Origin of the sequence: Delftia tsuruhatensis (assembly GCF_903815225.1) — a bacterium.
Classification (GTDB): Bacteria; Pseudomonadota; Gammaproteobacteria; order Burkholderiales; family Burkholderiaceae_C; genus Comamonas; species Comamonas tsuruhatensis_A.
This window is the reverse complement of record NZ_LR813084.1, coordinates 450,443-463,042: the sequence shown is the minus strand read 5'-3', so window position 1 is coordinate 463,042 and position 12,600 is coordinate 450,443. Positions and strand designations below refer to the sequence as shown.

General features: G+C 64.3%; 19 protein-coding genes. 6 read left to right on the top strand and 13 right to left on the bottom strand.

What is annotated here, in order from left to right:
• Positions 1-47: 47 nt before the first annotated feature.
• Together lipB and lipA are read left to right on the top strand one after the other, a co-directional pair.
• Positions 48-689 (top strand): lipoyl(octanoyl) transferase LipB, encoded by a 642-nt coding sequence (gene lipB / locus L1Z78_RS02150; RefSeq protein ID WP_234642072.1) that lies wholly within the window; start codon positions 48-50, stop codon positions 687-689.
• 10 nt (positions 690-699) lie between these two features.
• Positions 700-1,680, top strand: coding sequence for a lipoyl synthase (lipA, locus tag L1Z78_RS02145; protein ID WP_234639938.1), 981 nt, complete (start codon positions 700-702; stop codon positions 1,678-1,680).
• Between the two features lie 379 nt (positions 1,681-2,059).
• Here lipA and ptsP read toward each other — a convergent pair whose 3' ends face one another.
• The 4 genes from ptsP to L1Z78_RS02125 form a co-directional block, all read right to left on the bottom strand.
• The gene (ptsP, locus tag L1Z78_RS02140; RefSeq protein WP_234639937.1) at positions 2,060-3,829 is read right to left on the bottom strand and encodes a phosphoenolpyruvate--protein phosphotransferase; all 1,770 of its coding nucleotides are present in this window, start codon (positions 3,827-3,829) and stop codon (positions 2,060-2,062) included.
• Between the two features lie 117 nt (positions 3,830-3,946).
• Positions 3,947-4,216, bottom strand: coding sequence for an HPr family phosphocarrier protein (locus tag L1Z78_RS02135; RefSeq protein ID WP_234639936.1), 270 nt, complete (start codon positions 4,214-4,216; stop codon positions 3,947-3,949).
• Positions 4,185-4,646: a PTS sugar transporter subunit IIA gene (locus L1Z78_RS02130; RefSeq protein WP_234639935.1), complete on the bottom strand. Its 462-nt coding sequence runs from the start codon at positions 4,644-4,646 to the stop codon at positions 4,185-4,187. Before L1Z78_RS02130 ends, L1Z78_RS02135 begins: the two co-directional genes overlap by 32 nt.
• A gap of 119 nt (positions 4,647-4,765) precedes the next feature.
• Complete coding sequence (locus tag L1Z78_RS02125; protein WP_234639934.1) at positions 4,766-5,374, bottom strand: hypothetical protein; 609 nt, start codon at positions 5,372-5,374, stop codon at positions 4,766-4,768.
• Positions 5,375-5,496: 122 nt separating this feature from the next.
• Between L1Z78_RS02125 and L1Z78_RS02120 the strand changes: the two genes are divergently transcribed.
• A complete protein-coding gene (locus L1Z78_RS02120) occupies positions 5,497-6,000 on the top strand; it encodes a TlpA disulfide reductase family protein (protein WP_234639933.1) in 504 nt (167 codons plus the stop codon).
• Between the two features lie 64 nt (positions 6,001-6,064).
• On the opposite strand, the gene L1Z78_RS02115 is transcribed toward L1Z78_RS02120, so the two are convergent.
• Positions 6,065-6,511, bottom strand: coding sequence for a c-type cytochrome (locus L1Z78_RS02115; RefSeq protein ID WP_234639932.1), 447 nt, complete (start codon positions 6,509-6,511; stop codon positions 6,065-6,067).
• 162 nt (positions 6,512-6,673) lie between these two features.
• On the opposite strand from L1Z78_RS02115, the gene L1Z78_RS02110 reads away from it, so the two are divergent.
• The 3 genes from L1Z78_RS02110 (at position 6,674) to L1Z78_RS02100 (ending at position 8,646) form a co-directional block, all read left to right on the top strand.
• Positions 6,674-7,372, top strand: a complete 699-nt coding sequence (locus L1Z78_RS02110) for a cytochrome b/b6 domain-containing protein (RefSeq protein WP_234639931.1) — start codon at positions 6,674-6,676, stop codon at positions 7,370-7,372.
• An 86-nt stretch (positions 7,373-7,458) separates the two neighbouring features.
• Positions 7,459-7,950: a GNAT family N-acetyltransferase gene (locus L1Z78_RS02105; protein ID WP_234639930.1), complete on the top strand. Its 492-nt coding sequence runs from the start codon at positions 7,459-7,461 to the stop codon at positions 7,948-7,950.
• Between the two features lie 78 nt (positions 7,951-8,028).
• Positions 8,029-8,646 carry a GyrI-like domain-containing protein gene (locus L1Z78_RS02100; protein WP_234639929.1) on the top strand — a complete coding sequence of 206 codons (618 nt, stop codon included), beginning with the start codon at positions 8,029-8,031 and terminating at the stop codon, positions 8,644-8,646.
• A 73-nt stretch (positions 8,647-8,719) separates the two neighbouring features.
• On the opposite strand, the gene L1Z78_RS02095 is transcribed toward L1Z78_RS02100, so the two are convergent.
• The 8 genes from L1Z78_RS02095 to rplB form a co-directional block, all read right to left on the bottom strand.
• Positions 8,720-9,226 carry a peroxiredoxin gene (locus L1Z78_RS02095; protein WP_234639928.1) on the bottom strand — a complete coding sequence of 169 codons (507 nt, stop codon included), beginning with the start codon at positions 9,224-9,226 and terminating at the stop codon, positions 8,720-8,722.
• A gap of 120 nt (positions 9,227-9,346) precedes the next feature.
• Positions 9,347-9,616: a 30S ribosomal protein S17 gene (rpsQ, locus tag L1Z78_RS02090; RefSeq protein WP_234639927.1), complete on the bottom strand. Its 270-nt coding sequence runs from the start codon at positions 9,614-9,616 to the stop codon at positions 9,347-9,349.
• Positions 9,617-9,629: 13 nt separating this feature from the next.
• Positions 9,630-9,827 (bottom strand): 50S ribosomal protein L29, encoded by a 198-nt coding sequence (gene rpmC / locus L1Z78_RS02085; protein WP_234639926.1) that lies wholly within the window; start codon positions 9,825-9,827, stop codon positions 9,630-9,632.
• A 10-nt stretch (positions 9,828-9,837) separates the two neighbouring features.
• On the bottom strand, positions 9,838-10,254 hold the full coding sequence (rplP, locus tag L1Z78_RS02080) for a 50S ribosomal protein L16 (protein WP_012202336.1): 417 nt from the start codon (positions 10,252-10,254) through the stop codon (positions 9,838-9,840).
• A 2-nt stretch (positions 10,255-10,256) separates the two neighbouring features.
• Positions 10,257-11,129 (bottom strand): 30S ribosomal protein S3, encoded by an 873-nt coding sequence (gene rpsC / locus L1Z78_RS02075; RefSeq protein ID WP_234639925.1) that lies wholly within the window; start codon positions 11,127-11,129, stop codon positions 10,257-10,259.
• A 16-nt stretch (positions 11,130-11,145) separates the two neighbouring features.
• Complete coding sequence (gene rplV, locus L1Z78_RS02070) at positions 11,146-11,478, bottom strand: 50S ribosomal protein L22 (protein ID WP_012202334.1); 333 nt, start codon at positions 11,476-11,478, stop codon at positions 11,146-11,148.
• A gap of 10 nt (positions 11,479-11,488) precedes the next feature.
• Positions 11,489-11,764 carry a 30S ribosomal protein S19 gene (rpsS, locus tag L1Z78_RS02065; RefSeq protein WP_234639924.1) on the bottom strand — a complete coding sequence of 92 codons (276 nt, stop codon included), beginning with the start codon at positions 11,762-11,764 and terminating at the stop codon, positions 11,489-11,491.
• Between the two features lie 10 nt (positions 11,765-11,774).
• Positions 11,775-12,599: a 50S ribosomal protein L2 gene (rplB, locus tag L1Z78_RS02060; protein ID WP_234639923.1), complete on the bottom strand. Its 825-nt coding sequence runs from the start codon at positions 12,597-12,599 to the stop codon at positions 11,775-11,777.
• Between the last annotated feature and the right edge of the window lies 1 nt (position 12,600).

The following is a 12,600-nucleotide window of genomic DNA, read 5'->3' as shown; positions in this document are numbered from 1 at the left end:
ACCTGCGCCTGCTGGGCCGAACGGACTACGGGGCCACGGTGCAGGCCATGCAGGACTTCACGCGCGGACGCGGAGACGGCACGCGCGATGAGCTCTGGATCTGCGAGCATGCACCGCATTTCACGCAAGGCCTCGCAGGAAGAAGTGACCACTTGCTGAGCCCCGGCGATATCCCTGTGGTCGCCACGAACCGTGGCGGCCAGGTCACCTACCACGGCCCGGGTCAGGTTGTCGCCTACCCATTGCTGGACCTGCAGCGCCTGGGCTACTTCGTCAAGGAATACGTCTTTCGCATCGAGGACGCGGTCATGCGGACGCTGGAGCATTTCGGCGTGACGGGCCATCGCGTGGCCGGAGCGCCGGGCATCTACGTGCGTCTGGACGACCCGGGCAGCCATGCCATGCTGGAGCAGCGACCGCGCCTTCGTGAGCCTGGCTCCACCCCACCCGAACCCGACTTCACCGGCCTGGGCAAGATCGCCGCTCTGGGCATCAAGGTCAGCCGGCATTGCACCTACCACGGCGTGGCCCTCAACGTGGCCATGGACCTGGAACCCTACGGCCGGATCAACCCTTGCGGCTACGCAGGACTGCAAACGGTGGACCTTTCTACAATCGGCGTTCAGACAACCTGGGACGAGGCCGCCCGTGTGCTGGGACTTCAACTGCAGCGCCGCCTCGCCCCCTGACTCCAGAACCATGACCACCAACACCGTCGTGCGCGAAGCGCAGTCCCAAGCCGAGTACAACCCGCTGGCCAAGCAGAAGGCGGCAGCGAAGCTCTCGCGCATCCCGATCAAGGTCGAGCATGGCGAAGCGCTCAAGAAGCCCGAGTGGATCCGCGTCAAGGCCGGCAGTCCGACCACGCGCTTCTACGAGATCAAGGACATCCTGCGCGCCAACAAGCTGCACACGGTCTGCGAGGAAGCCTCCTGCCCCAACATCGGCGAATGCTTCGGCAAGGGCACGGCCACCTTCATGATCATGGGCGACAAGTGCACGCGCCGCTGCCCGTTCTGCGACGTGGGCCACGGCCGCCCCGATCCGCTGGACGCGAACGAGCCGCTGAACCTGGCCAGGACCATCGCCGAGCTGCGCCTGAAGTACGTGGTGATCACCAGCGTGGACCGCGATGACCTGCGCGACGGTGGCTCCGGCCATTTCGTGGAGTGCATCAAGAACATCCGCGAACTCTCGCCGCAGACCCAGATCGAGATCCTCGTGCCCGACTTCCGCGGCCGCGACGACCGTGCGCTGGAAATCCTCAAGGCCGCGCCACCCGATGTGATGAACCACAACCTGGAGACCGCGCCGCGACTGTACAAGGAAGCGCGCCCAGGCTCGGACTACCAGTTCTCGCTGAACCTGCTCAAGAAGTTCAAGGCCCTGCACCCCAAGGTCCCGACCAAGAGCGGCATCATGGTCGGCCTGGGAGAGACCGACGAGGAGATCCTGCAGGTGATGCGCGACATGCGTGCGCATGACATCGACATGCTGACCATAGGCCAGTACCTGGCTCCCAGCAACAGCCACCTGCCGGTGCGCCGCTACGTGCACCCCGATACCTTCAAGATGTTCGAGGAAGAAGCCTACAGGATGGGCTTCACGCATGCCGCCGTGGGCGCCATGGTCCGCTCCAGCTACCACGCTGACCAGCAGGCGCACGCGGCCGGTGTCTGAGCCCTGCGCGCATCGATCCACCGCATCGAAAGCCCCTGCCAGCCTCGCTGACAGGGGCTTTTTCCTGATCGTGCGCCGGCAAATACAAAAGGCAGGGTGCCGACGCATGCCCTGCCTGACTGATGGAGTCGCGGAAACCGCCTTTCGATGCACCGTAGAAAAAAAGCCTGGCTAACCGGCAAACCGCTGGCTGGCAAACCGACTTGCTGCAGGCTGAACAGGCCTGGCGAGTCGCCCCACGATGAAACTGAAAAGGCTTGCAGCTCGAATTCCCCACCAGAGAGTCTCTTGCTGCATTGGGGACTACTATAACATAGAATGAGAATCAATCTCAATTAAAGATGTAACTTTTTACGCAATCATCGACCCGGCACGCGCATCATGTGGCCAGCATCGCGGCCGGACGGTCCGATCGGGCGACTTCCTGGGCCCAGGGGGCGAGCTTGCGCGTATCGGCGCGCAAGACCTCCTGCTTGACCGCCAGGATCTGCGCGGGATGCATGGAAAAGCTGCGCAGGCCCAGGCCCAGCAGCAGCCGGGTCATGCCCACGTCGCCCGCCACCTCGCCGCAGACGCAGACACTCTTGCCCTGTGCCCGGCCTTCGGCAATCACATCGGCCACCAACTTGAGCACGGCAGGGTGCAGCGGATCGTAGAGGTGGGCCACCGTTTCGTCGGCGCGGTCTATGGCCAGCGTGTACTGGATCAGATCGTTGGTGCCTATGGACAGGAAGTCGAAGTAGCGCAGAAAGGTACGCACCATCAGCGCGGCCGCCGGCACTTCGATCATGGCCCCCAGCTTGACGGGGCCGTAGACCACGCCACGAGCGTCCAGTTCGCCTTGGGCCATCCGTACCTGGGCAAGGGTTTGTTCGATCTCGCTTTGGTGGGCCAGCATGGGAAACAGCAGGTGGATCTGCCCGTGCGCGGCCGCACGCAGTATGGCGCGAAGCTGGGTGCGGAACATGGCGGGGTCGGCCAGGCTCCATCGAATGGCACGCAGGCCCAGGGCGGGGTTCAGGTAGTAGTCCTTGGGCTGCGCCTTGTCCAGCGGCTTGTCCGCCCCAACGTCCAGGGTGCGGATGGTCACGGGCATGCCCTGCATGCCGTCCACGGCCTCGCGGTAGGCCCGGTACTGCTCCTCCTCGCCCGGCAGGTTGCCGCCACGGCCCATGAACAGGAATTCCGTACGGAACAGGCCCACGCCCACCGCCCCCACATGCACGGCCGCAGGCCCGTCGCCGGGTTGCTCGATATTGGCCAGCAGCTCGATGCGCTCGCCATCCAGCGTCAGCGCGGGCGTGTGCCGCAGGCGGGACAGCCGCTCGCGCTCCAGCTCGTTCTGGCGCTGGCGGAATCCGTACTCGGCCAGGATGATCGGCGTGGGATCGACGATGACGATGCCCGCATTGCCGTCGATGATGATCCAGTCGTCCTGGCGGATCAGCTGGCCTGCGGCACGGGCCCCCACGACGGCAGGAATGTCCATGCTGCGGGCCACGATGGCCGTGTGCGACGTTCGCCCTCCCACGGCGGTGATGAAGCCGGCGAACAATCGGCTCTTGAACTGCAGCATGTCCACCGGCGAAAGGTCCTGCGCCACCAGGACCAGCGGCGCCTCCGCCGCGCCGTCGAGCAGCAGCGGCTGCTGCGGCGCGCCATCACCCGCGACGCCAGCTGCCGCGGCAGGAGCGGGAACGGGGCTGGCCATGCCCTTCATATGCCGCAAGATGCGCTCGACCACCTGCTCGAGGTCCGCCTTGCGTTCGCGCAGGTATTCGTCCTCCATCTCGTCGAACTGGCGCGAGACGATCTCCAGCTGCGTGGTCAGCGCCCATTCCGCGTTGTACAGGCGCTCGGATATCCAGTGCTTTATGGCGGCGGCCAGAGCCTCGTCCTGGAGCAGCAGCAAATGCACGTCCAGCAAGGCATCCAGTTCGCCCGGAGCGTCCTTGGGCATCTCTTCCTGCAGGCGGCGCAGTTCTTCGATGACTGCATTGCGCGCGCCGCGGGCACGGTCGATTTCCGCTTCGACCTGGTCGGGGCGGATGAAGTAGTGCACCACCTCCATGCGGCTGGAGGCGACCACCACCGCACGCCCGATGGCGATGCCGCGCGAAACGGCCAGCCCGTGGATTGCAAACGTCATTGCGCCTGTCCTTTGCCTGCTGCTGCGCAAGCCCCGGGCCGTCGCACTGCTGCAGCGTCCAGGTCCGGCGCGTGTTGCTCTGTTGTGTTCACCTGCCGCCAGCGGCGCTGCGACACCTCACTGGCCTTCGCCAAACTTGTCGTTGATCAGTGCGGTCAGCGCATCCATGGCCTCCTGCTCCTGGGCGCCTTCGGTCTCCAGAAGCACCTGCGAGCCCATGCCGGCAGCCAGCATCATTACGCCCATGATGCTCTTGGCATTGATGCGCCGCTCCCCCTTGCTCATCCAGACCTCGCAGGGGAAGCTGGCGGCGAGCTTGGTGAGCTTGGCCGAGGCGCGGGCATGCAGGCCCAGTTTATTGCTGATGGTGATAGGGGTCTTGATCATGGGATGGTCGCGGACTCTGGTTCTGGGGTGTGTTCACGCCCACCTGCATCACGCCGTGGCTGCCTCCCGCCACGGCACGCTCGGCCACGGCTTCCAGCGCCTCGTGGCGATAGCCTATGGAGCGCAGCAGCATCGGCAGATTCACCCCCGCCACCAGGCGGCCCTGGGGCAACTGCGCCACAAGGCGCTGTGCCACATTGCAGGGCGTGGCACCGAAGAGATCGGTGAGTACCAGCGTGGGCAGTTCCGCCAGGCCACCGTACTCCGCGAGCAACTGCTCGGCACGCATCAAGGTGGCTTCCGGCGGCTCATGCGCGGGCACATCCAGGGCGAGGACATCCTCGGCGCTGTCGGCGAATACGTGCAGGGCACATTCGCGCAGTGCCTGGGCCAGCGGTGCGTGGGTGAGCAAAAGGATGCGCGTGGTCATGAAATCACAGGGTTCGGCGTCGATTATGGCGTGCGCGTGCGTGCGCAGGGCGGCCGACAGCCCTGCGCCATGCCCCGTGCCACAGGTGCCTCCCGCATCCATGGCTCCGGAACCTGTCTCTATTGCAGTTGCAGGCTGCCGAAAAAGCTGTTGGCCTCGTCTGTGCGCGGCTTGTCGCTGTAGATCACGGCATGGTAGAGGCGCGCGCCACCCGGCTCCATTCGTGCAAACCACACGCCATAGGCCGTCAGCTTCCAGCCCTGGGGGCCCACGCCCTCGAAGGTAGTGCGAAGCGACTGCGGCAGGTTCAGCGCACCAGCAGGCAAGAAAGGTCCGTCCTCCTTGGCATGCAGCTGCCTGGCACCGGCGGGCGCCTGGCCCGCAGCTCCGGGATTCATCCGGCCCAGCACGGCGGCCTGCCAGTACGACAGCATCTCGGCGGCCCTGGAGGGCTCGCTGACCAGGAAATGGGAAACCGCATAGGTCGCGCCATCGGCATCGCAGCCCATCATGGACATCTGCACCATCCCCTGGCCCAGTTCCACCGGCCGGGTGGCGACCTGCGGATCGCAGGGCAGCAGCAAGTGCAGCGGCGTGCCCTCGGCCGTCACCTGCCTCCAATCCAGCTTGGGACTGCACGCAGCCAGCGCACCCAGTGCCAGCGAAAGTCCGAGCGCATGGACGCCACGCCGTGCGCGGCGCCTCCAAAAGCCTGCCATTGATGTCATGCCGGCATTATCGGCACACCCTGCCTCCCGCGGACCCGAACTTTTGCCCTTGCCCGGCATCGAAAGCCAGTGCACGACATGCGTGCAGGCCTTCGGGCACAACTTTGGGCACAATCGACGCTATGGCAAGCAAACATTGGATCGCAGGCGTATTGATCGCCACAGCCGCCGGCATGGGTGCATGGGTGTACTCCGGCGCCGGCCAGGCGGCGGCGCCCCAGTCCACCTTCGTGCTGCTCGACGGCAGCAGGCAGACCACGGCCGACCTCAAGGGCAAGGTCACCCTGGTGAACTTCTGGGCCACGAGCTGCACCACCTGCGTGGCGGAGATGCCCGAGATCATCGCCACGCACCACAAGTACCAGGACCGGGGCTTCGACACGCTGGCGGTGGCCATGAGCTACGACCCGCCAAGCTATGTGGTGAACTTCGCCGACTCGCGCAAGCTGCCGTTCAAGGTGGCCCTGGACAACACGGGCGCCGTGGCCAAAGCCTGGGGCGATGTGCAATTGACCCCGACCACCTACATCGTCAACAAGCGCGGTGAGATCGTGAAGCGCTACGTGGGCGCCCCCGACTTCGCCGAGTTGCACCGGCTGATAGAAAAGCTGCTGGCCGAAGCCTGATACGGTGCAAGCTGCGGCATGAAAAAAACCGGCGTCTGGCCGGTTTTTTTCATCGTCCTGCCAATCAGCGGCTGCGGAAACTGTCGTGGCAAGCCTTGCAGCTGGCAGCCGCCGGACCGAAGGCGGCCTTGACCTGATCCAGGTTGCCCGACTTGGCCGCAGTCGCCAGCTTGGCAGTCTCGGCCTGCATCTTGTCGGACAGATCGTGGAATTTCGTCTGCTCCTTCCAGACTTCGGGTTTGGCCTTTCCGCCCTCCGTGCCCGCTCCAAATGCAGCCCAGGGCAGCCTGGCCATGAAGGCCACCACCTCGGCGTCCTCCTGTGCCGCCTTCGCGTCGAAGGGGATCTTGCCATTGGCCATGGCGCCCAGACGCCCGAAATGCTGGCCCAGCACGGCCAGCGCGCCCTGCCGGTACTTGATGGCGTCCTCGGACTTGGCGAACTGGGCGGACGCCGGCAAGGCCGTGGTGGCGACCAGGGCAGCCAGGGTCCATGCAGAAACTTTCTTCATCGTGGTTTTCCTTTGGGAGTGTGGGGAAATCTGCCGGGCCAGTATGGCAGTGGCGCCCTGTCCGTGCACCTTTGTTTGACCACGGCCAGGGTGCATTGCAGGCCCTGGCCAGAAAACGGGCGGCACAATGTCCCCATACCGTCTCCCCACACCGCTCAGGCCATGGCACAAGAATCCAACGCGCAAGGCACCCCCACGCACAAGGTCCGGATCTGGGACCTGCCCACCCGGCTGTTCCACTGGCTGCTGGCGACGGCGGTGATCGCGCTGGTGGTGACCGCCAAGCTTGGGGGCAACGCCATGAACTGGCATCTGCTGCTGGGGCACGCGGTCCTGGCCCTGCTGCTGTTTCGCCTGCTGTGGGGCGTGGTTGGCGGCCGCTGGTCGCGCTTTGCCAGTTTCATTCATAGCCCTTCCAGCCTGCTGCGCCATCTGCGCGGCCGGGGGCAGGCCAGCGACACTGCCGGCCACAGCCCCCTGGGAGCACTGTCGGTGTTCGCCATGCTGGCCGTGCTGATCGCCCAGGTGGGCAGCGGGCTGCTGAGCGACGACGAGATCGCATTCTCCGGCCCGCTGAGCCGCTTCGTCTCGGGCGACACGGTGGCCCAGGCCACGGCCTACCATGCCCACTGGGGCCAGTACCTGCTGTATGTGCTGCTGGCATTGCACCTGCTGGCCATCGCCTTCTACACCTGGCGTGGGCGCGGCCTGGTGCGCCCCATGCTCACGGGGGACAAGCACCTGGCCGAACCTCTGCCCGCCTCCCGCGACACCGCGGCCAGCCGCCTGCTGGCCCTGGCTGTGGCGGCCGCGGCCGGGCTGGGTGCATGGTGGGTGCAGCAACTGGGGGCGGCTTTCTGACGAATGGGCCCGGCTTCCTGACTATGCAACCGGGAACAGGCCTCTTGCCGCTAAACTGGGCCTCCCCTTTTTTCTGCTGACTGCCCGTGGACAAGCCTGCTGTGGCCTTGCTGGCGCCGATTCACCTGGAAGACATGGACCAAGTCCGCCAGATTTTCCGGGAATATGCCGCCAGCCTGGACGTCGATCTGCAATTCCAGGATTTCGAGGCCGAGGTCGCCGGCCTGCCGGGTGACTATGCCCCCCCACGCGGCCACATCCTGCTGGCCAAGGTCGATGGCACGGTGGCCGGCTGCTGTGCCCTGCGCCCCCTGGACAACTGTGACTACGCGAATGCCGCGGAGATGAAGCGCCTGTTCGTGCGCAAGGCCTTCCGGGGCTTCGGCCTGGGTCGTCAGCTGGCCGAGGCCATGCTGGACCTGGCCCGCCAGTGCGGCTATGACCATGTGCTGCTCGATACGCTGGACGACATGGAGTCGGCGCGCGCCCTCTACACCGATCTGGGCTTCGAGGAAATACCACCCTACTACCACAACCCCATCGCCGGGGCGCATTACCTCAAGGCCGATATCTTCTAGCGACACAAGCCCGGCAGCAATGCCTGTGCCGCGCCTTGAGCCAAGTCAATGTAGTGCCCGCAGGGGCAGGAGGACTGCATGGAGAAGTTCGATATCAAGAAAGCCTGCAAGTCAATGTATGGCGCTCCCCGCGGCGAATTTGTCATCATCGACACGGTGCCGCTGAACTATTTCATGATCGACGGCACCGGGGACCCCAATCGCGCGCCTGCCCATGCCGCGGGTGTGCAGGCGCTCTACGCCGCCTCCTACACGCTCAAGTTCATGAGCAAGGCAGACCTGTGCCGCGACTACACGGTTCCGCCGCTGGAAGGCCTGTGGTGGGCCGAGGACATGGATGATTTCGTGGCGCGGCGCAAGGACCGCTGGTGCTGGACCATGATGATTGCCGTGCCCGATTTCGTGGAAAAGCCGATGGTGGAGGCAGCCCTCCACAAGGCCATGGACAAGAAAGGGCTTGCCGCGATCGGACAGTTGCGCTTCGAACGGCTCACGGAAGGCCCCGCCGTGCAGACCCTGCATATCGGCGCCTATGACGACGAAGGGCCGGTTCTGCGGCAACTTCACGAGCAGTTCATGCCCTCGCACGGTCTTGTCCCCTCCGGGCACCATCACGAGATCTATCTGGGCGATCCGCGCAAGACCCCGGCCGAGCGGCTCAAGACCCTCTTGCGGCAGCCGGTCGTGAAGCAATGAAAATCGCCAGGAAAGGAGCACTCCCTTCCTGGCGATGCAAGCAGGCTGCCCAAGCGGCAGCCTCGCGCCGGTATCAGGCCTTGGCCTGGCCCAGCAAGGTGGCCGCGTCGCTGACCTCGAACTTGCCGGGGCCTTCCACGTTCAACGTGACGACCTTGCCGTCCTTGACCAGCATGGAATAGCGGTTGCTGCGCAGGCCCAGGCCCTTGCCGTTGAGGTCCAGCGTCAGGCCGGTGGCCTTGGCGAAGGCGGCGTCGCCATCGGCCAGCATGCGCACCTTGCCATCCGTCTTCTGGTCACGCGCCCAGGCGCCCATCACGAAGGCATCGTTCACCGACAGGCACCAGATCTCATCCACGCCAGCGGCCTTGAAGGCCTCGGCCTGTTCCACGAAGCCGGGCACATGCTTGGCCGAGCAGGTGGGCGTGAAGGCGCCGGGCACGGCGAAGAGCGCGATGGTCTTGCCTGCGGCGGCCTCGGGCAGCTTCACGGGATTGGGGCCGATGCTGCAACCATTGCCTTCGACTTCCACGTATTCCATCAGCGTGGCGGCGGGCAGGGCGTCTCCGACTTTGATCATCTCTATCTCCTTTGTGGTGCAAAAAAACAGGACCCACCGACATGGCGGTCCCCAAACGAAAAAACGACCCACATTGTGGGTCGTTTCCTGGGGCCTTGCAGCCGGTGGGCCTGGGTAGGCTTACACCAGTGCAGCCTTTTGCACCAAGCGGGTCGCAACCCAGTTCTTGGTCTTGGACAGCGGGCGGCTTTCCGTGATTTCGATCAGATCGCCCAGCTTGTACTCACCTTGCTCGTCGTGAGCGTGGTACTTGCTCGACTTGATCATGATCTTGTCGTAGATCGGGTGCTTGACGCGGCGCTCGACCAGGACCGTCACGGTCTTGGCGCGCTTGTCGCTGACCACCTTGCCAATCAAGGTGCGCTTGAGGGATTTTTTAGCTTCCGTCATGTCGGCTTCCTGATTACTTGGCGGCTTGCTTTTCAGCAAGGATGGTCTTGGCACGGGCGATGTCACGGCGCGTGGTGCGCAGCATGTTCGTGTTGCCCAGCTGTTGCGTGGCCTTTTGCATACGCAGACCGAAGTGGGCCTTTTGCAGGGACTTCACTTCGGCTTCCAGCGCGGCCACGTCTTTTTGGCGGAGTTCAGCAGCTTTCGTCATGTTGTTCTCCTCAGGCACCAATTTGACGGGACACGAAGGTCGTACGCAGCGGCAGCTTTGCAGCGGCCAGGCGGAACGCTTCACGAGCCAGCTCTTCAGGCACGCCCACGATTTCGTAGAGCACCTTGCCGGGCTGGATTTCGGCCACGTAGTACTCGGGGTTGCCCTTACCGTTACCCATACGCACTTCTGCGGGCTTGGTAGAGATGGGCTTGTCCGGGAACACGCGGATCCAGATACGACCGCCACGCTTGACGTGACGCGAGATCGCACGGCGAGCCGCTTCGATCTGGCGCGCCGTCAGGCGGCCGCGGTCAGTGGACTTCAGGCCGAAGTCACCGAAAGCAACGGAGTTACCCCGCGTTGCGATACCGGTGTTGCGACCCTTTTGCTCCTTGCGGTATTTGCGGCGAGCAGGTTGCAGCATCTTTATTCTCCTTTACCGTCCGCTGCTGTAGCGGGCGCGTCAGTCTTGCGAACGCGCTTAACGGAATCAGCGCCAGCGCCGGCGGGCTTGTCGCTGCCGTCAGCAGGTGCTGCATTAGCGCCTGCGGGGCGGCGGCCACCACGGCCAGCACCGTCACGGCGACCATCGCCGCGGCCATCGCGACGGGGGCCGCGAGGACGACGCTCTTCTTCGGGACGGGGGGTCTCGACGGCCGGCAGGTCGTTACGACCCAGCGTGTCACCCTTGTAGACCCACACCTTCACGCCGATCACGCCATAGGTCGTCTTGGCTTCGGAGAAGCCGTAGTCGATGTCGGCGCGCAGCGTGTGCAGTGGCACACGGCCTTCGCGGTACCACTCGGTACGTGCGATTTCGATGCCGTTCAGACGGCCCGACGACATGATCTTGATGCCCTGGGCACCCAGACGCATGGCGTTCTGCATCGCACGCTTCATGGCGCGGCGGAACATGATGCGCTTTTCGAGCTGCTGGCAGATCGAATCGGCGATCAGCTTGGCATCGATTTCGGGCTTGCGCACTTCCTCGATGTTCACGGCCACGGGCACACCCAGGCGGGTCGCGAGTTCCTTCTTCAGGTTCTCGATGTCCTCGCCCTTCTTGCCGATCACGACGCCAGGACGTGCCGAGAAGATCGTGATGCGGGCGTTCTTGGCAGGACGCTCGATCAGGATGCGCGACACGGCGGCATTCTTCAGCTTGGCCTTCAGGTACTCGCGCACCTTGATGTCTTCGGCCAGCATGCCGGCGAAGTCACGGTTGCTTGCGTACCAACGGCTGGCCCAGTTGCGGCTGACCGCCAGGCGGAAGCCGGTAGGATGGATTTTCTGTCCCATATTCTTCCCAGGCCTTTCAGTTGCCAACCGTCACGTACACATGGCACGTGGGCTTGCTGATGCGATTGCCGCGGCCCTTTGCACGCGCGGTGAAGCGCTTGAGCGTGGTGCCTTGCTCGACGAAGATGGTCTTGACCTTCAGTTCGTCGATGTCGGCGCCGTCGTTGTGCTCGGCGTTGGCGATGGCGGACTCGAGCACCTTCTTGATGATCACGGCAGCTTTTTTCTGCGTGAACGTCAGGATGTTCAGGGCTTGGTCCACTTTCTTGCCGCGGATCAGGTCCGCGACCAGGCGACCCTTGTCAACCGACAGGCGGACGCCACGGAGAACAGCACGTGTTTCAGACATGTTCTATTCCTTACTTCTTGGCTTTTTTGTCCGCCGGGTGACCCTTGAAGGTACGGGTCAGCGCGAATTCGCCGAGCTTGTGGCCGACCATCTGGTCGGTCACGTACACGGGCACGTGCTGCTTGCCGTTGTGCACGGCAATGGTCAGACCGATGAACTCGGGCAGAACCATGGAGCGACGCGACCAGGTCTTGACGGGCTTCTTGTCCTTGCCGGCGATGGCCTTCTCGACCTTGGCCAGCAAGTGATGGTCAACAAACGGACCCTTTTTGAGAGAACGAGTCATTTGCTACCCCTTACTTCTTGCGACGCGACACAATCATCGACTGCGTGCGCTTGTTGTTACGGGTACGGTAGCCCTTCGTCAGGTTGCCCCATGGGTCAACAGCGTGACGGCCTTCACCGGTCTTGCCTTCACCACCACCGTGCGGGTGGTCGACAGGGTTCATCACCACGCCGCGAACGGTCGGGCGGATACCCATCCAGCGCTTGACACCGGCCTTGCCCAGTTGGCGCAGGCTGTGCTCTTCGTTGGCGACTTCACCGATGGTCGCGCGGCATTCGATGTGCACCTTGCGCACTTCGCCGGAACGCATGCGCACCTGGGCGTAGATGCCTTCGCGGGCCAGCAGCGTGGCGGACGTACCAGCCGAACGGGCGATCTGCGCACCGGCGCCGATCTTCAGTTCGATGCAGTGGATGGTCGAGCCCACGGGAATGTTGCGGATCGGCAGGGTGTTGCCCACGCGGATCGGGGCTTCGGAGCCGCTGACGATGGTCGCGCCGACTTCCAGGTTGCGCGGAGCGATGATGTAGCGACGCTCGCCGTCGGCGTAGCACACCAGAGCGATGTGGGCCGTGCGGTTGGGGTCGTACTCGATGCGCTCGACCTTGGCGGGGATGCCGTCCTTGGTGCGCTTGAAGTCCACCACGCGGTAGTGGTGCTTGTGGCCACCGCCCTTGTGACGGGTGGTGATGTGACCGTTGTTGTTACGGCCCGACTTCTGGTGCTGAGGCTCCAGCAGGGGGGCGAAACCTGCACCCTTGTGCAGATGGTCACGCGTGACCTTGACCGTGCCGCGTTGGCCGGGGGTCGTCGGTTTGAGCTTGATAACAGCCATG

Bases quoted from the DNA above. Each gene is read 5' to 3' on its own strand.
- lipB (WP_234642072.1), top strand. From the start codon at position 48: ATGCAGGACTTCACGCGCGGACGCGGAGACGGCACGCGCGATGAGCTC.
- lipA (WP_234639938.1), top strand. From the start codon at position 700: ATGACCACCAACACCGTCGTGCGCGAAGCGCAGTCCCAAGCCGAGTAC.
- ptsP (WP_234639937.1), bottom strand. From the start codon at position 3,829: ATGACGTTTGCAATCCACGGGCTGGCCGTTTCGCGCGGCATCGCCATC.
- L1Z78_RS02135 (WP_234639936.1), bottom strand. From the start codon at position 4,216: ATGATCAAGACCCCTATCACCATCAGCAATAAACTGGGCCTGCATGCC.
- L1Z78_RS02130 (WP_234639935.1), bottom strand. From the start codon at position 4,646: ATGACCACGCGCATCCTTTTGCTCACCCACGCACCGCTGGCCCAGGCA.
- L1Z78_RS02125 (WP_234639934.1), bottom strand. From the start codon at position 5,374: ATGACATCAATGGCAGGCTTTTGGAGGCGCCGCGCACGGCGTGGCGTC.
- L1Z78_RS02120 (WP_234639933.1), top strand. From the start codon at position 5,497: ATGGCAAGCAAACATTGGATCGCAGGCGTATTGATCGCCACAGCCGCC.
- L1Z78_RS02115 (WP_234639932.1), bottom strand. From the start codon at position 6,511: ATGAAGAAAGTTTCTGCATGGACCCTGGCTGCCCTGGTCGCCACCACG.
- L1Z78_RS02110 (WP_234639931.1), top strand. From the start codon at position 6,674: ATGGCACAAGAATCCAACGCGCAAGGCACCCCCACGCACAAGGTCCGG.
- L1Z78_RS02100 (WP_234639929.1), top strand. From the start codon at position 8,029: ATGGAGAAGTTCGATATCAAGAAAGCCTGCAAGTCAATGTATGGCGCT.
- L1Z78_RS02095 (WP_234639928.1), bottom strand. From the start codon at position 9,226: ATGATCAAAGTCGGAGACGCCCTGCCCGCCGCCACGCTGATGGAATAC.
- rpsQ (WP_234639927.1), bottom strand. From the start codon at position 9,616: ATGACGGAAGCTAAAAAATCCCTCAAGCGCACCTTGATTGGCAAGGTG.
- rpmC (WP_234639926.1), bottom strand. From the start codon at position 9,827: ATGACGAAAGCTGCTGAACTCCGCCAAAAAGACGTGGCCGCGCTGGAA.
- rplP (WP_012202336.1), bottom strand. From the start codon at position 10,254: ATGCTGCAACCTGCTCGCCGCAAATACCGCAAGGAGCAAAAGGGTCGC.
- rpsC (WP_234639925.1), bottom strand. From the start codon at position 11,129: ATGGGACAGAAAATCCATCCTACCGGCTTCCGCCTGGCGGTCAGCCGC.
- rplV (WP_012202334.1), bottom strand. From the start codon at position 11,478: ATGTCTGAAACACGTGCTGTTCTCCGTGGCGTCCGCCTGTCGGTTGAC.
- rpsS (WP_234639924.1), bottom strand. From the start codon at position 11,764: ATGACTCGTTCTCTCAAAAAGGGTCCGTTTGTTGACCATCACTTGCTG.
- rplB (WP_234639923.1), bottom strand. From the start codon at position 12,599: ATGGCTGTTATCAAGCTCAAACCGACGACCCCCGGCCAACGCGGCACG.